This window comes from Geomonas subterranea, assembly GCF_019063845.1.
Lineage (GTDB): Bacteria > Desulfobacterota > Desulfuromonadia > Geobacterales > Geobacteraceae > Geomonas > Geomonas subterranea.
In genome coordinates this window covers 180548-206182 of the sequence record NZ_CP077683.1, presented here as the reverse complement: position 1 = coordinate 206182, position 25635 = coordinate 180548, and the positions used below count along the sequence as shown (strand labels likewise).

The 25635-nt window shown below is 62.7% G+C and carries 23 protein-coding genes and 3 tRNA genes; all 26 read right to left on the bottom strand.

What is annotated here, in order from left to right:
* Nucleotides 1–108: 108 nt before the first annotated feature.
* Entirely contained in the window at nt 109–1566 is a 1458-nt protein-coding gene (gabD, locus tag KP001_RS00890; RefSeq protein ID WP_217287718.1) for an NADP-dependent succinate-semialdehyde dehydrogenase, read from the bottom strand.
* 191 nt (nt 1567–1757) lie between these two features.
* On the bottom strand, nt 1758–3074 hold the full coding sequence (locus KP001_RS00885; RefSeq protein WP_217287717.1) for a cohesin domain-containing protein: 1317 nt from the start codon (nt 3072–3074) through the stop codon (nt 1758–1760).
* A 174-nt stretch (nt 3075–3248) separates the two neighbouring features.
* Nucleotides 3249–4583 (bottom strand): S41 family peptidase, encoded by a 1335-nt coding sequence (locus KP001_RS00880; protein WP_217287716.1) that lies wholly within the window; start codon nt 4581–4583, stop codon nt 3249–3251.
* A 33-nt stretch (nt 4584–4616) separates the two neighbouring features.
* Nucleotides 4617–5816 carry a murein hydrolase activator EnvC family protein gene (locus KP001_RS00875; protein ID WP_217287715.1) on the bottom strand — a complete coding sequence of 400 codons (1200 nt, stop codon included), beginning with the start codon at nt 5814–5816 and terminating at the stop codon, nt 4617–4619.
* Between the two features lies 1 nt (nt 5817).
* On the bottom strand, nt 5818–6765 hold the full coding sequence (ftsX, locus tag KP001_RS00870; RefSeq protein ID WP_217287714.1) for a permease-like cell division protein FtsX: 948 nt from the start codon (nt 6763–6765) through the stop codon (nt 5818–5820).
* Complete coding sequence (ftsE, locus tag KP001_RS00865) at nt 6752–7474, bottom strand: cell division ATP-binding protein FtsE (protein ID WP_224958275.1); 723 nt, start codon at nt 7472–7474, stop codon at nt 6752–6754. Before ftsE ends, ftsX begins: the two co-directional genes overlap by 14 nt.
* Nucleotides 7475–7493: 19 nt before the next feature.
* Nucleotides 7494–7907 carry a type IV pilin protein gene (locus KP001_RS00860; RefSeq protein WP_217287713.1) on the bottom strand — a complete coding sequence of 138 codons (414 nt, stop codon included), beginning with the start codon at nt 7905–7907 and terminating at the stop codon, nt 7494–7496.
* Nucleotides 7908–7912: 5 nt separating this feature from the next.
* Entirely contained in the window at nt 7913–8404 is a 492-nt protein-coding gene (locus KP001_RS00855) for a type II secretion system protein (protein ID WP_217287712.1), read from the bottom strand.
* A 21-nt stretch (nt 8405–8425) separates the two neighbouring features.
* Nucleotides 8426–11092 (bottom strand): secretin GspD/PilQ domain-containing protein, encoded by a 2667-nt coding sequence (locus KP001_RS00850; protein ID WP_217287711.1) that lies wholly within the window; start codon nt 11090–11092, stop codon nt 8426–8428.
* An 11-nt stretch (nt 11093–11103) separates the two neighbouring features.
* Nucleotides 11104–11769 (bottom strand): type II secretion system protein PulP, encoded by a 666-nt coding sequence (locus tag KP001_RS00845; protein ID WP_217287710.1) that lies wholly within the window; start codon nt 11767–11769, stop codon nt 11104–11106.
* Nucleotides 11766–12320 carry a GspMb/PilO family protein gene (locus KP001_RS00840; protein WP_217287709.1) on the bottom strand — a complete coding sequence of 185 codons (555 nt, stop codon included), beginning with the start codon at nt 12318–12320 and terminating at the stop codon, nt 11766–11768. The genes KP001_RS00845 and KP001_RS00840 overlap by 4 nt, the downstream gene beginning before the upstream one ends.
* Nucleotides 12317–12856 (bottom strand): PilN domain-containing protein, encoded by a 540-nt coding sequence (locus KP001_RS00835; RefSeq protein ID WP_217287708.1) that lies wholly within the window; start codon nt 12854–12856, stop codon nt 12317–12319. The genes KP001_RS00840 and KP001_RS00835 overlap by 4 nt, the downstream gene beginning before the upstream one ends.
* 1 nt (nt 12857) lies before the next feature.
* Nucleotides 12858–13766 (bottom strand): type IV pilus biogenesis protein PilM, encoded by a 909-nt coding sequence (gene pilM / locus KP001_RS00830; RefSeq protein ID WP_239027862.1) that lies wholly within the window; start codon nt 13764–13766, stop codon nt 12858–12860.
* Between the two features lie 15 nt (nt 13767–13781).
* The gene (locus KP001_RS00825) at nt 13782–15503 is read right to left on the bottom strand and encodes a GspE/PulE family protein (protein ID WP_217287706.1); all 1722 of its coding nucleotides are present in this window, start codon (nt 15501–15503) and stop codon (nt 13782–13784) included.
* 7 nt (nt 15504–15510) lie between these two features.
* Nucleotides 15511–16716: a type II secretion system F family protein gene (locus tag KP001_RS00820; protein WP_217287705.1), complete on the bottom strand. Its 1206-nt coding sequence runs from the start codon at nt 16714–16716 to the stop codon at nt 15511–15513.
* A 74-nt stretch (nt 16717–16790) separates the two neighbouring features.
* Entirely contained in the window at nt 16791–16976 is a 186-nt protein-coding gene (locus KP001_RS00815) for a hypothetical protein (protein WP_217287704.1), read from the bottom strand.
* Nucleotides 16976–17716: a polyprenol monophosphomannose synthase gene (locus KP001_RS00810; RefSeq protein WP_263634382.1), complete on the bottom strand. Its 741-nt coding sequence runs from the start codon at nt 17714–17716 to the stop codon at nt 16976–16978. Before KP001_RS00810 ends, KP001_RS00815 begins: the two co-directional genes overlap by 1 nt.
* A gap of 232 nt (nt 17717–17948) precedes the next feature.
* Nucleotides 17949–18025: transfer RNA gene (locus KP001_RS00805), tRNA-Asp, on the bottom strand.
* 103 nt (nt 18026–18128) lie between these two features.
* Nucleotides 18129–18204: transfer RNA gene (locus KP001_RS00800), tRNA-Val, on the bottom strand.
* 13 nt (nt 18205–18217) lie between these two features.
* A tRNA-Asp gene (locus tag KP001_RS00795) sits at nt 18218–18294 on the bottom strand.
* 33 nt (nt 18295–18327) lie between these two features.
* Nucleotides 18328–18603, bottom strand: coding sequence for an HU family DNA-binding protein (locus tag KP001_RS00790; RefSeq protein WP_217287703.1), 276 nt, complete (start codon nt 18601–18603; stop codon nt 18328–18330).
* A gap of 87 nt (nt 18604–18690) precedes the next feature.
* The gene (lon, locus tag KP001_RS00785) at nt 18691–21111 is read right to left on the bottom strand and encodes an endopeptidase La (RefSeq protein ID WP_217287702.1); all 2421 of its coding nucleotides are present in this window, start codon (nt 21109–21111) and stop codon (nt 18691–18693) included.
* 9 nt (nt 21112–21120) lie between these two features.
* Nucleotides 21121–22374 carry an ATP-dependent Clp protease ATP-binding subunit ClpX gene (gene clpX / locus KP001_RS00780; RefSeq protein WP_217287701.1) on the bottom strand — a complete coding sequence of 418 codons (1254 nt, stop codon included), beginning with the start codon at nt 22372–22374 and terminating at the stop codon, nt 21121–21123.
* A complete protein-coding gene (gene clpP, locus KP001_RS00775) occupies nt 22371–22970 on the bottom strand; it encodes an ATP-dependent Clp endopeptidase proteolytic subunit ClpP (protein ID WP_199387858.1) in 600 nt (199 codons plus the stop codon). Before clpP ends, clpX begins: the two co-directional genes overlap by 4 nt.
* A gap of 8 nt (nt 22971–22978) precedes the next feature.
* The gene (gene tig, locus KP001_RS00770; protein WP_217287700.1) at nt 22979–24286 is read right to left on the bottom strand and encodes a trigger factor; all 1308 of its coding nucleotides are present in this window, start codon (nt 24284–24286) and stop codon (nt 22979–22981) included.
* 318 nt (nt 24287–24604) lie between these two features.
* Entirely contained in the window at nt 24605–25633 is a 1029-nt protein-coding gene (cydB, locus tag KP001_RS00765; RefSeq protein ID WP_217287699.1) for a cytochrome d ubiquinol oxidase subunit II, read from the bottom strand.
* Nucleotides 25634–25635: the final 2 nt, after the last annotated feature.

Below are 25635 nucleotides of genomic sequence, written 5' to 3'. Positions count from 1 at the left end.
TTCCCCTCCCCCGGAGGGGAGGGCCTGGGAGGGGAAAAGCCGATGGGTTCCCCCTCCCGACCTCCCCCCTCCAGGAGTAACGTCTGTCTGTGGATTCAGTTCAGGTGTTTATCGTATGCCGCCGATGCAGAGGTATTTCACTTCCAGAAACTCCTCGATGCCGTACTTGGAGCCTTCCCGGCCGATGCCGGACTCCTTCATACCGCCAAAGGGAGCGACCGCCGTGGAAATGAGGCCGGTGTTGATGCCGACGATGCCGTACTCCACCGCCTCGGCCACCCTCCAGACCCGCGCGATGTCCCGGCTGTAGAAGTAGGCGGCCAGGCCAAACTCGGTGGCGTTCGCCAACTGGATGGCTTCTTCCTCGGTCCGGAAGCGAAACAGCGGCGCCACCGGACCGAACGTCTCCTCCCTCGCGAGCAGCATGTCCGGAGTGACCCCGGTCAGCACGGTGGGTTCGAAGAAGGAACCTCCCAGCGCGTGCCGCGTGCCGCCGATGACGACACGTCCCCCCTTGGCGACGGCGTCGGCTATATGTTCCTCGACCTTCTCCACCGCCGCCATGTCGATAAGCGGCCCCAGCTGGGTCTCACCCTTCAGCCCGTCCCCCACCTTCAGCATCGCGACGGCTTGCGTCAGCTTCTCGGCGAAGCGGTCGTAGATGCCGTCCTGCACCAGGAACCGGTTGGAGCAGACACAGGTCTGGCCGGTGTTGCGGAACTTGGATATGACCGCCCCCTCGACGGCGGCGTCGAGGTCGGCGTCGTCGAAGACGATGAAGGGGGCGTTGCCGCCAAGCTCCAGCGAAACCTTCTTGACCGTCCCGGCGCACTGCGCCATCAGCTTCTTGCCGACATCGGTGGAGCCGGTGAAGGTGAGCTTGCGGACCAGCGGATTGGAGGTCATCTCGCCGCCGATGCCGGTTGCGGAGCCGGTGATCACCGAAAAGACTCCGGCGGGGACTCCCGCGCGCCGGGCCAGTTCCGCCAGGGCCAGCGCCGAATATGGGGTCGCCGTTGCGGGCTTCACCACCATGGTGCAGCCTGCGGCCAGCGCAGGCGCGACCTTCCGGGTGATCATGGCGGAAGGGAAATTCCAGGGGGTAATGGCGACGCAGACTCCCACCGGCTCCTTGAGGACCACGATGCGCTTGTCGCTTTGCGGCGCCGGTATGACGTCACCGTAGATTCTCTTCCCCTCCTCGGCGAACCACTCCAGAAAAGACGCCGCGTAAACCGTCTCGCCGCGGGCCTCGGCCAGCGGCTTCCCCTGCTCCGCAGTCATCAGCACGGCAAGGTCGTCCTGGTGCACCACAAGCAGCTCGGACCAGCGCCTGATGATCACCGCGCGTTCCTGCGCCGTCTTGGCGCGCCACCCCGGCAGGGCGGCTTGGGCAGCCTCGATGGCGCGCCGGGTCTCGGCGCTCCCCATCTTCGGGATGCTCCCCAAGCTTTCCCCCGTGGCGGGGTTGGTGACATCGATGGTCTCCCCGCTGTCGGCCCCGGTCCAGGCTCCGTTGATGAAGCAACGCTGCTGAAAAAGACCACTGTCTTTCAGAACTAACATATGCTTCCTCCCGGCGCATGAGCCGACTGATCCGCGGCGGACTTTTGGTATACCGTACAGGCGCCGTCGCGGCAACTAAAACCTGGCACCGCCCCACCGCACGTCCGGCGGCAGCTACGACGATGCCCCCCTCGACCCGCGCCGAAGGGGGCATCCTGTCCACCGCTCCGGAACTGTCACCCGTTCAGCCGTCAACGCACCTGCGCTCCGGCTTGAGCCAGGTAGTTGGCGGCATAGATGTAGTCGTCGACGTAGTCGCGGCGGCCATCCTTGTTGAGGTCGAAACGCGGGCGCGCCGGCGTCCCCCGCTCCTTCAAAAAGCGCTGGAAGTCGCTCTCCTTGACCTGGCGGGACCTCCCCTGCACCAGTGCGGCCTTGGGCGCCACCGTCAACGGGAACTCCTGGCGCAAGCCGCCGTAGAGCATGGTTACGCTCGCCTTTACCACGTCCCGCTTCGGCCTGGCCTGGATCTCCCACCCGGCCTCCGTGCGTCTGTGCGAGACATAGGTGCAATCGCTGAAGGTGAAGCTGGGGGTGACGTCGCCTGTCGCCATGGCGATCACCAGAGTCACCGTGGCCTTGCCGTCGGCGATGGCCACCGGTGGGAGCTGATTGTAGGGAACGGGAGGGGGTTGACGAAAAAGGGCGATCAGGTTGGCGGGGGTACGCTCGCCCTGAAAGGTCTTGAAGCTGTCCAGGACGCTGGTGAGCATCACCGGCCGGGTCAGTTGCGGCATGGGCTTCGCAGCCTCGGGTGCCGGATTCTCCCTCTCCTGCGGCGGGTTCTCCTCACGGTCCAGCGGCGCCTGTTCGCCTTCCAGCTGCGCCTTTTTGGTGGGCAGCCGTTTCCTGACCGCCGGCGCCCCCTCACGGCTGGAGGGGGTCTCGACCACCACCGCGCCCTCTGGGGCGGCTATCACCTCCTGCCCGGCCGCCGTTTCCTGTCCGGGCATGGTGACGGTCCCCCCGACCGGCAGGGAGCGCGGGACCATGCCCCCCCCGCTTACCTGGGCGGTCTCGCTCTTGGTCTCCTGCGCGCTCTGCGCCGCTCCGGCGCCACTTCCAGTCGCGGCGACCACCGTTGAGGGATTGACGATCAGCGGCTGCGCCATGGCGACCTTCCTGCCGTTGGCGTCGATGAGGGTGCCGGTGACCAGGGTGACGATTCCGGGAGAGTTGCCGGTCCGGTCGAAGGCGATGCTGGCGACGATCCCCCCGCCGGTAAGGGCGCGCGTGCCGACGATGGCGATCCGTACAGGGTTGCCGGGGTTGGCGGCGCTCATCATCCCCTGCGCCAGCCTCCCCATGGTCACCCGTGGGTTGGCAAGCGTGGCCGAATCATAGGCGATGCTGATGTCCAGGCCCGCGACCCCGTCCATCTGGTCGCCGCGCAGCACGAAGACGCCGTCTGAAGCGGGTGAGGATATGGAGAGGGTCGGCAAGGCAAAAGCGGGAGTAGCGGTCAGAAGGAGTAAGAGGAAAAGCAGCCACTGCGTCTGCCTGATCATGATGACCTCGGTGCCTGTGGGAATAACTGCAGGAACGGACCGGCTTTTTACTTTACTGAGCACCGCGGATACTGTCAAGCAAGCCGCCGGGTATGACACAAGGCAGAAGCGTAAAAAAAAGGGATGGCTGAGCCACCCCTTTCTTTTACAGCCATGTGCGGAACCTCGCCTCCCTTAAGAAGGAAGTTTTCCCATGCTCTTCAGGATGTCCCACCCCTTGAGGAGATCGAGGGCGCGCAGCACCTGGGAGTCGTTTTTGATCATCTCATCGGTCTTGTAGGGAGCCTGCTTCACCTTCTTCTCGTCCTGATCGTCCTTCTTGTCACCTTCGAAGTGGTTCTCCAGGTCCTTCTCGCGGATGTGCATCCCTTCGCGTTTCTCGCTGGTCGCTGCGATCTCCACCCGCTCCGCGACGATGTCCGGGGTGATCCCCTTCGCCTGGATGGAGCGGCCGCTCGGGGTGAAGTAGCGGGCGGTGGTGAGCCTCAGGCCCGAGTTGTCGGAAAGCGGGATGATGGTCTGCACGCTACCCTTGCCGAAGCTCTGGGTCCCCATGATGACCGCGCGCTTGTGATCCTGCAGGCACCCTGCAACGATCTCCGAGGCGGAGGCCGAGCCGCTGTTGATCAGCACCACGATGGGGTATTCACCCTGCTTGTGGCTCTTCCTCGAGGTGAAGCGCATCTGGGAGTCCTTCTCGCGCCCCTCTGTGTACACGATCAGCTTCCCTTCCGGGACGAAGTGCTCGCAGACGCGGACCGCCTGGTCGAGGAGCCCGCCGGGGTCGTTCCTGAGGTCCAGCACCAGGCCCCTGAGCTGCTTCTTGTCCGCCTGAAGGGCCTGCAGCGCCTTCTCCAGGTCGTCGTCCGTCTTCTCCTGGAACTGGGCGACCCGGATGTAGCCGTAGCCGTCGTCGAGAACCTTGTACTTCACGCTCTTGACCTGGATGATGTCGCGCTCCAGGACGAACTCCTTGGTCTTGTCGAACCCTTCACGCATGATGGTCAGGGTGACCTTGGTCCCCTTCACGCCGCGCATCCTTTTCACCGCGTCGGTTATGGTCAGGTCCTTGGTGAACTTGTCATCGATCTTGAGGATCTGGTCGCCCGCCTTGATCCCCGCCCGGAACGCCGGCGTGTCCTCTATCGGGGAGATGACGGTCAGGATCCCTTCCTTCACGGTGATCTCGATGCCCAGGCCGCCGAAGGCGCCCTTGGTGTCGATCTTCATCTCCTTGTAGGTGTCGGGGGGCATGAAGGAACTGTGCGGGTCGAGCGAAGTGAGCATGCCGTTGATGGCGCCGTAGACCAGCTTCTTCGTGTCCACTTCCTCGACGTAGCTCTTCTTCACGATGGCGAGCACGTCGGTGAACAGCTCGATGGACTGGTAGTCGTTGCCGCCCCCCTGGGCGGCGCATCTGCGTTGCACACCGAACGCGATGACGAGCGTCAGCAGTGCAACGGTAGTGACAAACAGGGTTGTCTTCTTGAATTTGCTGCCCTTGAACATTTTGCCTCCCTGGATTTTGTTGCGATACCCTGCTTATCTGAACCAGGGGGACGGATCCACCGGTTTCCCCTGGTATCTGATCTCGAAATAGAGCATGGGCCCCTTGGTTGAGTCAAGGTCGCCCACGCTGGCAAGGACATCGTTCTTCGACACCTTCGCGCCGACCCTCTTGGCTATGGACGAGGCGTGGGCGTAAAGACTGAAGAACCCATCGCCATGATCGACGATGATCATATTACCATAGCCTTTGAAATAGTCGGCAAAAATCACTTCGCCGTCATAGATCGCGTGAATGGCACTGCCGGCGGGTGCTGCCACTGAGATCCCGTTACTGACAGTAAAGGAATCGAAATCGGGGTGTTTATGCCTACCGAAACGGTCGACGATGTTGCCGCGCACCGGCAGTGAGAGCCGCCCTTTCTGTGCACCAAGCCCCTGGTTGGGGACCGGGGTGGCCTTGGCGGTCACGCCGGGACGCGCCGGCTCGCTCACCTTGCCGGGACGACCTTTGGAACTATACGCTTTTCTACTTTTGGCTTCAAGCCTTTGAATCATGCTCTGCAGGCGGCTCGCGTTGGCCTGCAGCTCCTTGAGCGACGCGAGGTACCCCTGCTTGTCCTGGCGCACCTTGACCAGGTAGGTGGCCTTGCGGCTCTTTTCCTGCTCGATCTCGCGCTTTTTCGCCTCTATGGAACGGCGCAGCCCTTCCTTCTTGAGCGCCTCCTGCTCCAGGCGCTCCTTCAGATGGTTCAGCCGCTCCAGGTTCTCGTTGTACTGCTGGAACAGCTTCTTGTCGTTCTCCAGGATGCTGCGCATGTAGCGCAGGTTCTCGCTCATCTGCGGGAACGACTCTGAAGAGAAGAAGACGCGCAGGTTGCCGGTGTCCCCCCCCTTGTAGAGCGCGGCCATGCGGCGGTTTATCTGCGCCTTCTTGCGCTCCGCCTCCTGACGTTCGCGCTCGATGTCGTCGTGGGTCTTGTCGATCCCCTTCTCCACACCGGCGAGATCGCGCCCCAGGGTGTTGAGGCTCGACTGCTTCTCGGTCAGCGACTTCTGGATCTGCACCAGTTCCCCGGAGACCTTGGTCTCCACCTTCTGGGTCTTGGAGATGAGCCGGTTCTTTTCCTTGATCTGCTTCTTGATGTTCTGCAACTCCTCGTTGGCGCCGGCGCGGCAAAGCGCGGGGGCCAGGAGGGAGAGGACGAGCAGCGTTGTGGCGGTAAAGTGGCGCATGCTAGACGTTTATGAACCTCTTGAGCGAGGTCGCGCTGCCGATGAACCCGAGCAGCACCCCTCCCAGGACCACGCCGGCCAGGTGGGTGGCGGGGAGGAAGGAGAGCCCGGCCGAAGCCGGGTTGATGCCGAGGAAGTCGCCCGCGTTTTTGAGGAAGGCGAAGTAGCACCCCGAAAGCGCCAGAAGCGAGATCACCGCCCCTGCGGCCCCCTGCAGTATCCCCTCGATCAGGAAAGGCGCCTTGATGAAGAAGCGGGTCGCTCCTACCAGTCCCAACAGTTCCAGCTCGTCCTTTCTGGCGTAGATGGTGAGCTTGATGGTGTTGGAGACGATGAAGAGCACCGTGATGGTCAGAAAGCTCCCCAAAAGCGCCCCCATGAGCCGGAACAGGTTCATGAAGGAGTTGAAGCGCTTCACCCACTCCTCGCCGTACTGGACCTCGCTGATCCCCTGGATCTGCTTCAGCTTCCTGACGTAGGCGGTCACCGACTCCGTGTCGCGGTGGTCGCGGTCCAGCCTGATCTCCAGCGAAGCCGGGAGCACGTCCGTCGAGATCCCCTCAAGGAGGGACTCCTGCCCTTTCAGCCGGCTTCTCAGCCGCTTCTCCGCCTCGGCCTGGCTCACGAAGACCACCTTGGAGGTCCCTGCTATGGCCTGCACCCTCCCCTTCATCGCGGCGACGGCGAGGGGCGCGGGTTCCTGGTCGAAATACGCGGTCACCTGCACCTTGTCGCTCCACCCCTCCGCCATCCCCTCGAGGTTCACGTAGACCAGCAGAAACAGCGAGGCGATCAAAAGCGCCAGCGCGATGGTCCCGACCGTGACGGCACTGACGAAGACGTTCTGGCGCAGGTTCGCCAGGGCGCGGCGGGTGAAATAGGAGAACCTGCCGAAGAAACCTTCCTGCTCGAGTTTGGGGCGGACCGCCCCGTTGTTACCCTTGGACATCGGGCACCTCCAGCACGGGGGCCGCCGGGGCCGGCTGGCCGACCAGGAAATCGGGGGTCTGCACGATGCTCCCCTTGTCCAGCCTGATCACCCTGCGGTGGGAGTTCTCGATCACGCGGCGGTCGTGGGTAGCCACCACCACGGTGGTCCCGCGGTTGTTGGCCTCCTTGAAGATGGAGAGGATGGCCTCCTTGTTCTCGTCATCGAGGTTGCCGGTGGGTTCGTCGGCCACCAGGATCTTCGGGTCGTTCACCAGGGCGCGTGCCAGCGCCACGCGCTGCTGCTCGCCGCCGGAAAGCCTCAAGGGGGTCGCGTTGATCTTGTCCTCGATCCCCATCCGTTTAAGGATGTGGTACACCTTCTTGCCGATGTCACGCTTGCCCCACCCAAGCACCTCGAGGGTTATGGCCACGTTCTCCAGGACGGTCCGGTTGGGGAGCAGCTTGTAGTCCTGGAACACCACCCCGATGGAGCGACGCAACAGGGGCACCTGCGAGCGGGAGAGCCTGGTCAGGTTGACCCCGTCGATCAGCACCTGGCCGCGGGTCGGGGTGAGGTCGGCGTAGATCAGCTTCAAGAGCGTCGACTTCCCCGCCCCCGACTGTCCGGTCAAAAAAACAAAATCCCCTTTGGGGATCTTGAGGTTGATGTCTGCCAGCGCGCTCGATTCCGGCTGGTACGACATGAAAACGTTGTGCATTTGGATCATCTGTCTGTAAGCCTCGTGACTACCACTCGTTGTACGGCTTGCCGTCGCTGCCAACCAGCGTGGAACCGCTGTGCACGTCGTAGACCCCGCCGCTCCCCCCCTCGGAAGGGGTGTCGGTCGCGGGAGGGGCGGTGACCACCCAGGTATCCTTGGACTTGGTGAAAGGATCCTTGGGTATCTCCCTCAGGTACCTGTTCTTGTTGTCGACCAGTTCCTGCAGCGTATCGGGATATTTCCCCTGGTCGGCGTAGTACTGGTCGATGGTGGAGCGCATCGTGTACAGGTCTTCCCGCAGCACCGCCTCGCGCGCCCTGATGATACCCCACTGGTAATTGGGCGCGCTGATGGCCGCAAGGATGCCGATGATGGTGACCACAATCATCAGCTCTATCAGCGTAAAGCCCCGTTGATTTTTCAGTATCCTCTTAGACATGAGGTTCACCAGTCCTTGTATTTCGTACCGTCAATAGCGACACCGTCGCTCAGGGAGTAGACATCGAAGACGTCCTCTCCTCCCCAGGTGGTGCTGTCATGCTCGTCGGCGTGAGAGCGCATCCCCCACGCGGGTTCCCCTGCTTGAGCCTTGTGAAAAGGGTCGGCGGGGATGCGGCGCAGGAATTTCTTCTTCTCCTTGGTCAGCCCGCCGAAATCGTCCCCCTCCACCAGCAGGTCCAGGGTCTTCGGGTAACCGGTCGCGTTAAGCACCTGCACCGTTTTCTGGTCCGACAGCGCCTTGTCGTAGTTCTTCTTGTACTCGTCTATGGCGGTCCTGATCTCGCGCAGGTTCCTTCTCAGCTCGAGTTCCTTGGTCCGCTTGGAGGCCATCTGGGCCGAGGGGATGATCAGCGAGGCGAGCATGGTGAGAATGACCATGGTCACCACCATCTCGATCAGGCTGAGCCCCCTTTTATCTGCAAGGATCTTCCACATCGCGGCGCGAGCCCCTAGGGGCTACTGTACCTCCACTACTGACTTGAACGGGGTCACGGCGATCGTCCCTCCCCCCTTCTGGGTAAAGCTCGTGTTCGAGAAGGAAAGCGGGGTGCTTCCTTGTCCGATGGCCTTGAAGGTCACCTGCGCCAGCACGCCGTTACCAACGCTCCCCTCGCTCTTGCTGCCGGACATCCAGATTTCACCCTTCTTCTTGTCGGCGAAGGATTGGAAGGTCGAGGGCTTGCCGTTCTCCTTGAGCAGCGCCCCTTCGGTCTGCGACACCACCTCGAGGATTTTGGGGTCATAGCTCAGCACCAGCACCGCCTTCTCCAGGTCCTTCAATCCGGACGCGTTGATCTGTACCGTGAACTGGTCGCTCAACTTCACCGAGGCGGGAAGGCTCAGCGCGAGCAGTGCCTTCTCCAGCGGGACCGGGGAGGCGGCCGGTTTGGCCGGAGCCGGAGTCGCGGCCTTTGCGGCGGCAGCGGCGTTGGCAGCAGCCCCGGGCTCGGCCGGGGCGGGCGTCTCGGCCGGGATGGTGGTCGTCGCCGGAGCCGGAGCCTCGGCGCCCTCGGTCACCTCGACGCCATCTTCGTCCTCAGCGGCGGTGGCCGGTGCCGGGGCACCCGGAACAGCAACTGCTTCTGCTGCCGGAGCGGCGGCACCCGGAGCGGCGGGAGCACCGGGAACAGCCGGGACAGCCGGTGCGGCGGGCGCGCCAGGGGCGGCAGCGGCCGGCGCGGCTGCGGCCGGAGCGATCCTCTTGACCGGAGCCGCCTTGGCGGGAGCTGCCTTTGCGGGAGCACCCTTGGCCGGCGCGGCGGTATCGGCGAATTCGGGCTCGATGAAGGACTTGTACGGCTTGTCGGTGGAGGGCTCATCCTCACGCCCGGACCAGAAGGCGGCCACGTCGTTCTCGGGGACGGTCACGCCGCGCACGATCCTCGGTGTGATGGCCAGCAACAGTTCGCTCTTGTCGTTCGAGTCCCCGGTGTTGGAGAAGAGCGTACCGAGGATCGGGATATCCCCCAGGAGGAACACCTTGTTTTTGCTGTTGGTCTTGCTCTTCTGGATCAGGCCGCCGATGATGCTGGTCTCACCGTCCTTGAGCGAGAGCACGGTATCGAGGTTCCTGGTGCCGATGGTGACCACGGTGGTCGCCTGATCGGTGCCGATGGTATCCCTTTGCAGGATCGAGCTCACCTCAAGACCGAGCTTGATGGATACCTCGTTGTTCAACTGGATGGTCGGCTCGGCGTTCACCTTGACCCCGACGTCCACGTACTGCACGTTGACACTGGTGCCGGTGGAGGTGGAAGAGGTCGTGGTGATCGGCACGCGGGTACCGACGTTGAACTTGGCCTTCTCGCGGTTCTTCACCCTGATCTTCGGGTTGGAGAGCGTCTCGCCGTTGGAGAGGGTCTTGCCGAAGTTGAAGGTCGCGCTCGGCACCGTCAGCCAGCCGTTGTAGCCTCTCACCTTGAACGCGTTCAGCAGGTTGCTGATGTTGGTGGGAGTCGAGGTCGGCGTGCCGGCAGTCGTCGAGGATGTCGTCGTGGTCGAACTCAGGCTGTCAGAGAGAAACGTCGTCGTGCCGGGGGCGGTCACCCCGAGCGAGGTCGCGTACCGGGAGAGGAGCATCCCGAAAGTCTCCGAATCCTTCTTGGAAAGCTCGAACACCTCGACCTCGAGGAGCACCTCGGCGTCGGGGACGTCGTTGGCCTCGAGGATCTTGCGCGCGACCTCCACCACTTCGGGGGTGTCGCGGATCACGAGGGCGTTGGCCTCCTCGTTCACGTAGATCTTCTTCACCTGGAGCATGGTGCGCACCAGGTTCACCGCCTTCTTCGCGTCGAGCTTGTTCAGGTAGAAGGTCTGGACGAAGAGTTCCTCGTACTGCTTGATCTTGTCAGGAGTCTTGGGATAGATGATGATGGTGCTCTCGTTGAGCACCTTCTTGTCCAGTTTCTGCATCCCGGTGAGGAGCTCCATGGCCTGCTGGAAGCTGCCGTTTTCCAGGTGCAGCGATACGTTCACGTCCTTCACCCCCTCGTCGAAGACGAAGTTGATCCCGGAGAGCTGGGTGAGGATGTTGAAGATGTCCTTGAGCTTGGCGTCCTTGAACTTCAAGGTGATCGGTTTGGTCGACTTGAGGTTCAACTCGAAACCGTCCAGCTTTTGCTTCTTGCCGGCCAGGATGCGGTCGAGCCCCTCCCTGGCGGCCTTGTTGTCCGGCTGGAACTGGAGTACGTGCTGGTAGGAGGTCATCGCCTCGCGCAGCTTGTGATCCCGCTCGAAGTCCGCCCCCTCCTGGAGGTAGGTCAGGGCGTTTCTCATCTTGAGCGCCTGATCACCACGGGCCTTCGCCTCGACGTAGGTCGGGTCCATGGCATAGGCGCTCTCGAACTCCCGCAACGCCTCGTCGTAGTTCTTCTTCTCGAAGAACGCCTCGCCCCTCTTGAAGTGCACCTTGGCGGCGGCCTCGGTGACGTTGATCAGCTTCACCCGGTACTCGCCGACATCGGGGTGCTTAGAGGCGACTTCGGCATACTTGACCAGCGCGGCGTCCAGGTTCCCCTCGCGCTCGAGCTGCTCTGCCTTGCTGAAGGCGGTACGCCCCGCCGCACAGCCGGAAAGGGCCACGGTCAGCAATATCAGGGTTGAGATCGATCTTAGTCTATGCATGAAGTTGCTCCTTAAGGCCTGGGACTGGGGCTGGGACGACGGATGCTGAGCGACCTGTTCTCCACCAGCGGAATCACCAGTTGCCGGTCGCTCTGCAGCGACTTGATGGTGATGGCGTCATCGGTCACGTTGGAGACCTGGAACCTCGGGCCCACCTGGCCTCCCTTCTTGGCCAGGAAGATCTCGCCCCCCTTGGAGAGGAACACGGTCTTCTCCGCCCCTTTCTTCAGGAATCCGATGAACACGAACTTGCCCAGTTCGGCGTCGTCCAGCTGCTCCTGCGTCGGCGGAGGAGGAGGCGGGGGGGGAGCTTGCGGCGACGCCCCCGGCAGCGGTTGCGGCAGGGGGGGCAGTTTCTTCGGCGGCGGCGGTGGCGGCGGCAGCTTGAGGGCCGACTGCTTCTCCTCGTCCTTGAAGATGGGGGAGAATATGTTGCGCCTGAAGCCGCTGAAGCCCGGCTGTTCACGCCGCAAAAGATCGAGGTGCAGCGCGCCGCCGTTCGCGGCCGCCGCGGTCGGGGCGGCGCCCGGCTGTTTTCTGAGTACGGTGGCCTTGGCGCCGGGCTGGTTCTTGAGCGTGGCCACCTGCTGCTGCCTCGGGGTCCGCACGAAAGCGTACACGACGGCCCCGGCCAGGACGACGAGGAGCAGGAAGAGCGCTAGTTTCTGGCGATTCATGCCCCCTCCGTCATGTAGAGCGTGGTCTGGATCTTGAGGTTCACCTTCTCCTCGGTCGAGCTGGAGCTGCTCAGGGAGAGGGCGTCTATGACCAGCATCTCCCGGTAGCGCGCCAGGTCAGCCAGAAAGCTCTTCACCGATGCGTACCTGCCGGCCACGGTGAAGGAGATGCCGTAGGTCAGCATCTGGGTTCCTTTGACCTTCTCCTTGCTCGGCTTGTAGCTGATGCCCGACAGAACCAGCGAGTTGCTCTTGGCCGTGGTGTAAATGCGCCCCAGCAGCGCGACGAAATCCTTCTTCGGGATGAGGTGCTTGCGGAACTCTTCAAGGTCGCGCACCCCCTGCTGGTACCTGGTCGCATCGGCCTGCGTCTCACCGCGGGCCAGCGCGTCGCGCTTGGCGAACCAGGCCTGCTGAACCCGTTCCAGTTCCGGCTGCTGATAGACGGAGATGTACACCTCCGTCCCGATCGCCAGTAGCGCCAGGAAGGCGATGAAAGCGAAGGACTTGCGCCGGGCGGCGATCATGTCGAGTAGCACCTGGTAGTTCATCGCTTACCGACCTTGCAGGAGAGTGTGAAGCCGTAGCCCCGCTGGGTCTTCCCCACCTTGTGTTCGCTCTGGCCCAAAAGGTACACCTCCGAAAAATTGGGGGACTGCTCCATGTTCTCCACCAGGGAGCGCAGGTTCTCAAAGGTCAGCGCCACGCCCCCCAGCTTCAGGGCCTGCGGGTCCTCTAACGAAGGCTCCACCTGGGTGAGGGCCACCCCGGGGGGGACCACGAGTTCCAGTTTGTCCAGGAGCGCGAGCCAGTTGGTGGACTTGCGGTCGATGAGGGTGTTGGCGAAGGCTATGTTCCACTCCAGCGCCTTCATCTGCTCGGCGGGAACCGGCGCGGCCCCGGCGGGACCCCGGCTCGCGGCGGCACTCTGCCCCTTGATCTTGTTGATCTCGACCTGGTTGTTGGCCACCACGCGCACCAGGTACACCAGCAGCAGCGCCACGACGATGAAGGAGGCGGCCAAGACGGCGTTGAGCTGACGCAGGTTGACGTAGCGCCTGGTAGCCAGGTTGATGGTCAGTTTCATGTCACAGGCTCCTCAGCGCGGCGCCCACCGCCCCGGCCAACGCGTGCACCCCCGGACGGTCCAGTCCCAGGGACGGCCCCTGCCGGAGCATCCGCTCCAGGTCGAGCAACACCGGTTCCAGGCCGCTCGCCTCCGCCACCAGGCCGCGGAAGGACTCGGCGTCGTCGTGGGAGGCGGCGCAAAACACCTCGCTGACGCTCTGGCCGGGGTTCTGGTCCCTGTAGACCAGGAAGGAGCTGTTCACCTCGCGGAACAGGTGCTGCACGTCCGCCACCCCCTCCTTGGTCCGGTAGAAGCTGAGCACCCCGCCGTTGAAGATGAGGACGGTCATCGCCCCCTGGTAGAAGCAGACGAAGGCGCCGTCCTCGGATAGCTCCAGTCTCGGGGAGTAGAGGCGGTAGAGGTTGAAGGAAGTGAAGTCGATCAGCTTGGGCTCGAGCCCGGCCTCGATGACGAGTTCCTCGTACTGCTGAACCACCGGGCGGGAGATGAGCGAGACCAGCAGCGAAACCGCGCCGTTTTGCTTCTCCTCCAGGGTCTGATAGTCGAGGTGGACCGCTCCCATGTCGAAGGGGAGGCTCTTTTTGAGCTTCCAGCGGATCACATCCAGCCCTTCCTCGCGGTTCTTGAAGCGGGCCTCCAGCTCGAGGAGCACCACGCGCCCCACCGCGTCGGGAAGTGACAGGCACACCCCCCGCTCCTTGGTCAGAAGGCGCAGGTGCGCCTCCTTGAGGTGGGCGACGAACCCCTTGGGATCGGTCACATTGGGGTCGCGGCGCGACAGGCTCAGCATCCCGGGCGCGAACGGCAGCGACAGCCCGGCCTCGACCAGAGGGGACTTGCCGCCGCTCACCACGGCGAAGCTCAGCCCGGCGGCGGAGAGTTCCAGCCCAAGACTCTTCCCGGACATTAGCATATCTGGCACCTACTCCACAAAGGTGACACGGTTGATCTCCTTAATCGTCGTCTCGCCCGCCAGCACCTTGGCCACGGCCGACTCCCTGAGGAACATGGTCCCCGCCGCCTTGGCGGCCTTTTTCAGGGCGGCGATGGGTGCCTTGGAGATGATCAGCTCGCGGATCTCATCGTTCAGGTCGAGGAGTTCCACGATGGCGGAACGGCCCCGGTAGCCGGTGCCGTTGCAGTCGTCGCAGCCGCGGGCCTCGTACAGGGTGATGCCGCGGGCCCGCTCCGGGTCGATGGCCGACTCGCGCAGTTCGTCGTCGGAGACGGTGACGGCCCTTTTGCAGGAGGGGCAGATCTTGCGGACCAGGCGCTGCGCCATGACGCAGTTCAGGCAGGCGACGAAGTTGTAGGGGTCGATCCCCATGTGGGTGAAACGCCCGATCACGTCGAAGACGTTGTTGGCGTGCACCGTGGTGAAGACCAGGTGACCGGTGAGCGCCGACTGCACGGCGATCTGGGCCGTCTCCGAGTCGCGGATCTCGCCGACCATGATCTTGTCCGGGTCGTGGCGCAAGACCGAGCGCAGGCCGCGGGCGAAGGTGAGCCCCTTCTTCTCGTTGACCGGGATCTGGGTGATGCCGGAGAGGACGTACTCGACCGGGTCCTCGATGGTGATGATCTTCTCCAGGCCGGTGTGGATCTCGGTGAGCGCGCCGTAGAGCGTGGTGGTCTTGCCGGAACCGGTGGGGCCGGTGACCAGCACCATGCCGTAGGGCTCCTTGATCATCTTCCTGAAACGCTTGATCTCGTGGGAGGCCATGCCGAGCGTCTCCAGGGTGAGACCGCGCAGGTCGCTGGCGATGCTCTCCTTGTCGAGGATACGGATGACCGCGTCCTCGCCGAAGGCGCTGGGCATGATGGAGACGCGGAAGTCGATGGACTTGGCGCCGATCCTGACCTTGAACCTGCCGTCCTGCGGGATGCGCCGTTCCGAGATGTCCAGTTCGCTCATGACCTTGAGCCTGGAGATGAGCGGCCCCTGGAAGTGGTTGTCGATCGGGTCGGTCGCCTTGTAGAGCACGCCGTCGATGCGGTACTTGATGATGACCCCTTCCTGGGCGGTCTCGATGTGGATGTCGGAGGCGCGCCGGGTGAGGGCGTCCAGGATGGTGGAGTTGACCAGTTTGATGATGGGGCTGGTGTCGGCGGAGACGTTCTCGACGGAGAGGATCTCCTCCCCCTTCTCGGTCTCGGTCACCAGTTGCAGCATGAAGTCTTCGGAGACTTCCTTCAAAACGCGGCTGGTCCCCTCACCCCGCTTGAGGAGATGGGAGATCTCCGAATCCGCCGCCACCTTGAAGGTGAGCGGCCGCTCCAGGAGCAGGGAAATCTCGTCCAGCTGCAGCACGGCGGTGGGGTCGGAGATGGCGACCACCAGGAGGTCCCCCTGCAGTTCCAGGGGCACGAAGTGATACCGGAACATCACCTCGGGGGGGACGATATTGAACAGCGACTCGTCCGGACGCACGCCGGTGAGGTCGATGAACTCCATGCCGAACTGCTGCGCCAGCGCCTGCGCCAGCACCACGTCGCTTATGAGGCCGTCCGCGATGCAGATCGCTCCCAGGCGCTCCTTGGTGCTCTGCTGCTTGTCCAGGGCATAGGCGAGCTGATCGTTGGTCAGCTCACCCTGATCCAGGAGAATGTCACCCAGCCTCTGTCTTTTGAACGGCTTCAGCATGTTTCCTCTAGCTGACGGTGCTGGCGATCTTGAAGATCGGCAGGTACATGGTGATGATAATGGCGCCGATGACCACCCCCATGACGATCATGATGGCGGGCTCGATGGCGGTCGTGAGCACCTGGAGGCTTCTCTCGATCTCGTCCTCGAAGTAGTCCGAGATGTCCCCGAGCATCTCCTCGAGGGCACCGGTGGTCTCCCCCACCGAGAGCATGCGCAGCGCCAGGGGGGGGAGCAGTTTCATGCTTTCCAGCGCCGTGGAGAGCTTGCTCCCCTCCTCGACCCGGTGCACGGCCAGGAGCACGCCCCGTTCCAGCACCTTGTTGTTCAAGGTCCCGACCGACATCCGCATCGCCTCCACGATGGGAATGCCGGAGCCAAGAACAGTGGCCAGGGTCCGGGTGAAGCCGGCCAGCGCGTAACGGATGACCACCGCGCCGACAAAAGGGGTCTTGATCTTCATGCCGTCCACCGTGAAACGCCCCGACTCGGTCTCCTTCCAGCGCTTGAAGACGGTCATGGCAACGAAGATGAGCGCCACGAAGACGAGCAGGTAGTGCCGCAGGAACCCGGTGAAACCGATCAGCATCTGGGTCGGCACCGGCAGCGCGTTGCCGGAGTCGGCGTAGATGGTGCTGAAGGTAGGCACCACGTAGATCAACAGTACGGTGATGGCCAGGAAGGCGACGGCGACCAGGATGGCGGGGTAGAACATGGCACCGATGATCTTGCCGCGGAACCCCTCGGTCCGTTTCAAAAAGGCGATGTAGCGCCTGATGGTCTGGGGGAGGTCCCCGGTACGCTCGCCGGCCCTGATCGACGCGATGTACAGATGCGGGAAGACCCTCGGGTACTTTTCCAAGGCAGTGGAGAGCGCAAGCCCCCCCTTGATGTCCTCCCTGACCGCGTTCAGGATCTCGCTCAGTTTCCCGCTGCCGGACTCGAGGATCGTGTCCAGCGCCTGGATGATGGGAAGCCCCGCCTTTAGGAGGACAAGCAGTTCCTGGTTGAACAGCAGCAGGTCCTTGTTTCCGATCTTCTTGCGGCCGACTCCCGACTCCAGCAGGAACTGAAAAGGCTTTTTGCGGACCTCGAATACCACATACCCCTGTTCCTCCAGACTCTGACGCAGCAGAGCTTCACTGACTGAATCGAGTTCCTTGGTGAGGATTCGGCCGTCGGAGGACCCTATTTTACAGGTATAAACGGGCATAAGGTATTATGAGTACCACAAATGTGAGAGAATTAAAACAGCAAAAGGGCGCCAGTTCCTGTCTACAAACGGCGTCAGGCCTGCGTCATACCGATGATCCAGACGACGAAGAAAAGAAGCACCCCGGTACCCCACGCGAGGGCCGCCCTCCCCTCGAACCGGTCCCGGGCCGGGAAGGCGCGCAGGATGAAAAAGATGGTGCAGGTCACGAAGCCCCAAACACCGGCCACGCAGATTATCGACCACAGCGACGAGGCCACTATCCCCTCCCCTTGGGAAGCACCGCGCGCAGCAGCGACCCCAGCTTTAGTTTCCAGACCATGAGCACCGCCTCGCGAACGATCTTTTTCGACATCTTCGAGGTGCCGGCATGACGGTCGATGAAGATGATGGGAACCTCGCTGATGCGGAACCCCTTCTCCTTGCAGCGGTAGTTCATCTCGATCTGGAAGGAGTATCCGTCCGAGCGGATGCTGGAGAGGTCGATCGCCCTCAGCGCCTCGGCGCGGAAGCATTTGAAGCCGCTGGTGCAGTCGGAGATGGTGAGGCCTGTGATCACCCGGGTGTAGACGCTGGCGAAGTAGCTCAGCATGAGCCGGCGCAGCGGCCAGTTCACCACGCTCACCCCGTTCAGGTAGCGCGACCCGATCACCAGGTCGGCCTGGCGGGTCTCCTCGAAGAAGTAGGGGATCATGGCGGGGTCGTGGGAGAAATCGGCGTCCATCTGCACCACCAGGTCGGCGCCCATGGCGAGCGCCTTGGCGAACCCCTCGCGGTAGGCGGAGCCCAGCCCGAGCTTGCCGCTACGGTGCAACACCGAAACCCGTCCCGTTTCGGCCGCAAGGGCTTCCGCGAGTTCGCCGGTGCCGTCGGGGGAATTGTCATCCACCACCAAGAGCTCGAGGGCGGGGTTCAGGGCCAGAACCTGCCTGACCAGTTTTTCCAGGTTGTCTCTTTCGTTGTAGGTGGGGATCACCACGATAGGCTTGATGGGTTTCAAGGGGGGCTCTCTTTCCGTTTACGTTGAACGGCTAAAACCGCAAAATCAGGGCCGCTTCTGGAGCTGAACGCCCGAGAGCGGACCTCGCAGAGGATAAACGATTTAGCTTGGGCAAGTCAAGCTAAAGGGATCGCGGCTTGCAGGGGGAGAGGTGGCCGCAGCTCCAGCAGGCGAGGCTTTTTGCGGCAAAAAAAAAGGAAAGGCCGCCTGACGTGGCGGCCTTTCCTTTTGATGGCGGGGTTGACGGGGCTCGAACCCGCGACTTCCAGCGTGACAGGCTGGCACTCTAACCAACTGAGCTACAACCCCCAACTTTAAACCGGTTGAGAATCGGTTCTACGTTCTAGGTTCTACGCTGGAACCGGAGACTAAGACGTAGAACTTAGCACCTGCAACGTAGAACTTGTTTTTGTGGTGGGTGAAGAGGGGATCGAACCCCCGACATCCAGCTTGTAAGGCTGGCGCTCTCCCAGCTGAGCTATTCACCCATTGAATTTTATATGGCGGGGTTGACGGGGCTCGAACCCGCGACTTCCAGCGTGACAGGCTGGCACTCTAACCAACTGAGCTACAACCCCGCATCTACTGCATCCCGGGAACCCGGGATCTTGTTAACCGTTGATCAATGCCTTCAGCGTGTTGCCCGGCTTGAATTTCGGGGCGATCGAAGCGGCGATCTCGATCTTCTTCCCGGTCTGCGGATTCTGACCGGTGCGAGCGGCGCGCTCCGCGACGCTGAAGGTACCGAAGCCGACCAGGGTCACCTTGTCGCCGTCGGCGAGGCAGTTGGTGAGTGCGTCGAGAATCCCGGAGAGGGCCTTGTCAGCATCAACCTTCGTCAACTGTGCTTCTTCGGCAATTGCGCCTACCAGCTCTGCCTTGTTCATTAGCTCCTCCTAGGTTTGCATCGCAAAAGTGAAGACACTATATACCAGAGCTTCGTTCGGAGTGTCAACCTTTTTCTAATTTTTTTTCTAGTGAGGCGCCACCGTGTTGTCACCGGCCGCTTGAGCTGCATCCGCGTACAGAGCGGCCGCAGGGAGACCCACCGGCGCCAGCAGTGCGTGGCCGAGCACCTCGTCCATGTGCGCCACCGGGTGCACGGTGAGACCCGCCAGGATCTCCCTGGGGACCTCGGCCAGGTCCTTCTCGTTCTCCTTGGGGATCAAGACGGTGCGGATGCCGCCCCGCCCTGCCGCGAGCAGCTTCTCCTTCAGCCCCCCGATGGGGAGCACGGTGCCGCGCAGGGTCACCTCGCCGGTCATGGCGATGTCGCGCCGCACCGGCCTCCTGGTCAGCGCCGAGGTGAGCGCGCAGGCCATGGCGATGCCGGCCGAGGGGCCGTCCTTCGGGATCGCCCCTTCCGGGACGTGGATGTGGATGTCGAGGTGCTGGTAGAAGTCCTTGGCGAAGCCGAGCAGCTCCCCGCGCGAACGGACGTAGGTCATGGCCGCCTGGGCCGACTCCTGCATCACCTCCCCCAGCTTGCCGGTCACGGTCAGCTTCCCCTTGCCCGGCAGCGACACCACCTCTATGCTGAGCAGCTCCCCTCCCACCTCGGTCCAGGCCAGGCCGGTGACCAGGCCGATGGCGTCCTCCTGTCCGATCTCCCCGTACTTGTAGCGGGCAGGCCCCAGGTAGCCGGCGAGTTGCTTTGGCTGCACGGTGCGGCGCAGCTTCCCTCCTTCGGCCAGGGCGAAGGCTATCTTGCGGCAGATCGAGCCGATCTCGCGCTCCAGGTTCCTCACCCCCGCCTCGCGGGTGTAGTGGCGCACCAGTTCCAGGACTGCTGCGTCGGTGAAGGCGACCCCCTTGGCGGCGAGTCCGTTGGCCTCGGCCTGTTTCGGGATCAGGTACTGGCGGGCGATGGCGAGCTTCTCGTGCTCGGTGTAGCCGTCCAGCCGCACCACCTCCATGCGGTCCAGAAGCGGCCGCGGGATGGAGTGGCTGGAGTTGGCCGTGGTGATGAACATCACCTTGGAGAGGTCGTAGTCGAGGTCGAGAAAGTGGTCGTTGAAGCAGGCGTTCTGCTCCGGGTCGAGCACCTCGAGGAGCGCCGAGGCGGGGTCGCCCCGGAAGTCCGAACTCATCTTGTCGATCTCGTCCAGAAGGAACACGGGGTTGGACGAACCGCACTTCTTGAGCGACTGGATGATGCGCCCCGGCATGGCGCCCACGTAGGTACGCCGGTGGCCGCGGATCTCGGCCTCGTCACGCACCCCCCCCAGCGAGATCTTCACGAAGTCGCGGCCGGTGGCCTTTGCCACCGAGCGCGCCAGCGAGGTCTTGCCCACGCCGGGAGGGCCGACCAGACAGAGGATCGGCCCCTTCATGCCGGGCGCGAGGGCGTTCACCGCCAGGAACTCGAGGATCCTCAGCTTCACCTTCTCCAGCCCGTAGTGGTCACCGTCCAGGCGGGCGCGCGCCTCCCGGATGTCGCGGTTCTCCTCAGCGTAGACGCCCCAGGGGAGCGCCAGCAGCCAGTCCACGTAGTTCCTCACCACGGCCGCCTCGGCGGACATGGGGGACATGAACTTCAGCTTCTTGATTTCGGCCTGCACCTTCTGCTTGGCCTCGGCCGATAGCGGCAGCTTGGCGGCCTTCGCCTCCAGGTTCCTCAACTCCTGTTTGAACTCGTCCTTCCCCCCAAGCTCCTTCTGGATGGCGCGGATCTGCTCGTTCAGGTAGTAATCCTTCTGGGTCTTCTCCATCTGCTTCTTGACCCGGGCATGGATCTTCTTCTCGATCTGCAGGATCTCGATCTCGGCGCCCATGAGCGACAACAGCCGCTCCATGCGCCGGGCAGGTTGCACTGCGGCCAGGAGATCCTGCTTTTGTGCCACCTTCAGGTTCAGGTGCGGAGCGATGGTGTCCGCCAGTCGGGAGGCGTCCGCAATCCCCTGCACCGACTGGAGGATCTCCGCCGGCACCGAGCTGTTCAACTCCACGTACTTCTCGAACGAGGCGAGCACACCACGTTTGAGGGCCTCGACCTCGGTCACGTTGGAGCTCTTCTCGGCCAGGGTCTCCACCTCGACCTCGAAGTAGTCGGTCCGGTCGCTGAAGGCGACGATGGAGCCGCGCCTTTTCCCTTCCACCAGCACCTTGACCGTGCCGTCGGGGAGCTTCAGGAGCTGGATCACCTGGCACAGCGTCCCCACCGTGTAGATGTCCCCGGGCTCCGGGTCCTCGGTCTTCGCGTTCTTCTGGGTGGCGAGCAGGATCAGCTTGTCGTTCTGGGCCATGGCGGCCTCGAGGGCAAGCACCGACTTCTCACGCCCCACGAACAGAGGTATCACCATGTGCGGGAAGATGACTATGTCCCGTAAAGGAAAGAGAGGGAACCTTTCCGGATTCCCTCTCTTTTTGCGTCTGCTGCTGGTTTCTTCGGTCATATGTACCTGTTAGGCGCTTTCGGCCACGTTCTCGTAGACGATGATCGGTTTTTCCTTGCTGTAGATCACCTCTTCGCTGATCACCACCTCTTTGACCATGCTCTGGGACGGGATCTCGTACATGATGTCGAGCATCGCGTTCTCCAGGATGGAGCGCAGGCCGCGGGCGCCGGTCTTTCTCTTCAGCGCCTCGCGGGCGATGGCGATCAGGGAGCCGTCGGTGAACTTCAGCTTCACGTGCTCCATCTCGAACAGCTTCTGGTACTGCTTGATCAGCGCGTTCTTGGGCTCCTTGAGGATCTGCACCATGGCCTCCTCGTCCAGCTCGGAAAGCGAGGCGAGCATGGGGAGACGCCCGACGAACTCGGGGATGAAGCCGAACTTCAACAGGTCCTCGGGGGTGACGCCGGCCAGGAGCTCCCCGGCCTTCTTCTCGACCTTCTTCTTGACGTCGGCCCCGAACCCCAGGGTCTTCACGCCGATCCTCTGCTGGATGATGTTGTCCAGCCCCGGGAAGGCGCCGCCGCAGATGAAGAGGATGTTGGTGGTGTCCACCTTCAGGAACTCCTGCTGCGGATGCTTGCGCCCACCCTTCGGGGGAACGCTCGCGATGGTCCCCTCGATGATCTTCAGAAGGGCCTGCTGCACCCCTTCGCCGGAGACGTCGCGGGTGATGGAGGGGGAATCGGACTTCCTGGCGATCTTGTCGATCTCGTCGATGTAGATGATCCCCTTCTGCGCCTTCTCCACGTCGTAGTCGGCGGCCTGCAAGAGGGTCAGGATGATGTTCTCGACGTCCTCACCCACGTACCCCGCCTCGGTGAGGTTGGTGGCGTCCGCCATGGCGAAAGGAACCTTGAGGATGCGGGCCAGGGTCTGCGCCAGGAGCGTCTTCCCCGAACCGGTCGGCCCCAGAAGGAGTATGTTGCTCTTCTGCATCTCGACGTCGCCGGGCTTGGTGGGCGCCTCGACGCGCTTGTAGTGGTTGTACACCGCGACGGCCAGAACCTTCTTGGCGCGGGACTGCCCGATGACGTACTCGTCCAGGACCTCCTTGATCTCCTGCGGCTTGGGGAGCTTGCGGACGTCCGGTCCCGCGGTGTCCTCGAGCTTGGACTCCTCCGCGATGATGTCGTTGCAAAGTTCGATGCACTCGTCGCAGATGTAGACCGTGGGCCCCGCTATAAGCTTCTTCACCTCTTCCTGGCTCTTCCCGCAAAAGGAACAGATCAGCGTATCGGAACGGTCATCTCTTCTGCTCAATTGGCACCTCCGGTGACGACGTTTCTAGTCACAATGGCATCTATGATACCATATGTCTTCGCCTCTTCGCCCGACATGAAGTAGTCGCGCTCGGTGTCGGCGGCCACTTTTTCGACGTTCTGGCCGGTGTGCTCGGCCAGCAGTTCGTTCAGCTGGTCCTTCATGCGCAGGATCTCCTTGGCGTGGATATGGATGTCCGTCGCCTGCCCCTGGAACCCTCCCAGCGGCTGGTGGATCATGATGCGCGAGTTGGCCAGGGAGAAGCGCTTCCCTTTCTCCCCGCCCGACAGCAGGAACGCGCCCATGGAGGCCGCCTGCCCGATGCAGATCGTCGACACCGGCGCCTTGATGTAGCGCATGGTGTCGTAGATCGCCATCCCGGCGGTGACCACACCGCCGGGGGAGTTGATGTAGAGATGAATATCCTTGTCGGGATCCTCGGCCTCCAGGAAGAGGAGCTGCGCGATCACCAGGTTGGCGACGTTGTCGTCGATGCCGCCCCCCAGGAAGATGATCCTGTCCTTCAAAAGGCGCGAGTAGATGTCGTAAGACCTCTCGCCCCGGCCAGTCTGCTCCACTACTATCGGTACCAGCATGGAATCTCCTATTTGCTTTCCGCCTTGGGAACCTCGGTCACCTTGGCGCGCTCGATGATGAACTGCACCGCCTTGTCTTCCCTCATCTGGGCCATGAGGCTGTCCTTGGCCCGCTCGTTGGTCTTGTACATCTGCGCCACCTTCTCCAGCGGCTGGCCGGTCTGGGCGGAGATCTGGGCGATCTGCCCCTCAAACTCCTCCTCGGTCACCACGACGGATTCCTTCTCGGCCACGGCGTCGACGATCACGGACCCTTTGACCTGGTCGCGGGCCGCGTCGCGGAACTGTGCCTTGTAGCTGTCGTCTGTCATCCCCATCATCTCCAGGGACATCCTCTGGGAGGCGAGGCGCTGCTTGGTGTTCTCCAGCATCATGGTGACCTGGCGGTCGACCAGGGCCTCGGGGACCTCGACCGGGTTCTTCTCGATCAGCGCCTTGAAGACGTTCTCGCGCAGGTCGTGGTTGATGCGGGACTCTTCCTGGGCCTGGTTGATCTCGGCCAGCTTGGCCTTCAAAAGGTCGAGGGTTTCGAACTCCTCGCCGAACTCCTTGGCGAAGTCGTCGTTCAGCTCGGGAAGCTCCTTGATCTTGATCTCCTTCACGGTGATCTCGAAGTCAGCGGGCTTGCCGGCCAGTTCCGCGGAACCGTAGTTCTCGGGGAAGGTCACCTTGATGGTGCTGTTGGTCCCCACGGTCATGCCGACCAGCTGGTCCTCGAAACCCGGGATGAAGCGCCCGGAGCCGATCTCGAGCTGGAAGTCCTCGGCGGCACCCCCATCGAAGGGAACGCCGTCGATGGAGCCCTCGAAGTCGAAGGTGACGAAGTCGCCCATGGCTGCGGCACGCCCTTCCGGGGCCGGCGCCAGCTGTGCCATGCGCTCCTGCATCTCCTTGAGACGGGCGTCGACCGCGGCGGGGTCGAGTTCCAGCTTCTCCTTCTGGACCTCGAGACCGAGGTATTCCTTCAGCTCTACTTCCGGGAACACTTCGATGGTCGCGGAGTACTTGAACGGCTGCCCCTTCTGGAGCATTTCGCTCTCGATGACGGGGTAGGAAACGGGGTTCAGCCCCTTTTCGGTGACTGCCTGGAAGTAGGTATCGCTAACGAGGCTCTTGACGACGTCATCGGCCATCTTCTCGCCGTAGTGTTTCTCGATCAGGCTCATCGGGACCTTGCCCTTGCGGAACCCTTTTATGGCGGCATGCTTCCTTATTTCGGCATAAGCCTTGTCGACTTCAGCAGAAACTTTCTCCGCCGGAATTTCGAAGTTCAACTTCTTCTTGATGCTGTTGACCGATTCAACACTAATCTGCATGGAAAGTCCTCTCTTTGTTCACTTTATATGGCAGGTTCTCTGCCGTAATGCCTCGTGCATGAATGTCTGGGCGGGGGTTGTGGTGACGGGTCTGTCGGGGCATCCGCTAGAAAAGCTGCCTCCCGGGAAGGGCTATGGCACCGGCGCTGTTCGCTTAGGGCGCGCGACAAGAGGGTAAAGTAGCAAAGAGGAAGGGAACTTGTCAATATAGAATTGGTTTCGCTTTAATCGCTTACGGACGTCGAGACCGGTCCGAAGCGGCGCCGGAAACGGAAAACGCCGCCCCCCCGGGATGGGGGCGGCGGCGGGGAAGAGGGGCTAGTACGCCTCGTGGTCGGCGGCCACCCCCTCGGCGGTGACCCTCCCCCTGAAGATCCGGTACACCCAGATCTTGTACAGGATCACCACCGGCACGAACATGAAGGCGACGGCGGTCATGATCCGCAGCGTGTACTCCGAGGAGGAGCTGTTGTAAATGGTGAGGCTGTACAGCGTGTCCAGGCTGGAAGGGATCAGGTTGGGGAAAAGCCCGATCACGCCCGTCCCCACGACGCCCAGGATGGTGACGCAGGAGGCGGTGAAGGCGGAAAGGGTGTTCCCCTTCCCCAGCAGCACGCGCACGCCGATGAGCGCCGCGACCGCCACAATTGGAGCCACCAGCAGCACCGGGGTCTTCAGGTAGTTGTCATAGAGTTTGGTCGCGAAGTTCGTGTACCCAAGGAAGGCGACCGCCACCACGAGCAGCGGGATCCAGAGGGTGCGGGCCAGGGATTCGGCGCGCCGGCTCAGTTCGCCCGTGCTCTTCACCGCCACGTAGAGGGCGCCGTGCTCCAGAAAAAGCATCACGAAGAGCAGTCCGCTCACGATCCCGTAGGGGTTCAAAAGGGCGACGAGGGAGCCGTGGTACCCCGCCTGGTCCATGGGGAGCCCGGAAAATATGTTGCCGAAGGCGACGCCGAAAAGAAGCGCCGGCACGAAACTGGAGAGCACGATGGCCCAGTCCCAGCAGCCACGCCAGGCGGCGCTCTCCTCCTTGCTGCGGAACTCGAAGGAGACCCCGCGCACGATCAATCCGAAGAGTAGGAGCAGAAGCGGCGTGTACAGGTAGCTGAACATGAGCGCGTAGGTGGTCGGGAATGCGGCGAAGGTGGCGCCGCCAGCGGTGATCAGCCAGACCTCGTTGCCGTCCCAGACCGGGCCGAAGCTGTTGATGACCACGCGACGGTCGATGTCGGTTTTCCCCAGCACGCGGTGCAGCATCCCCGCCCCCAGGACGAAGCCGTCCAGCATGAAATAGACCGCCCACAGAACACCCCAAAGTACAAACCATACGATATGCAGATCCATTG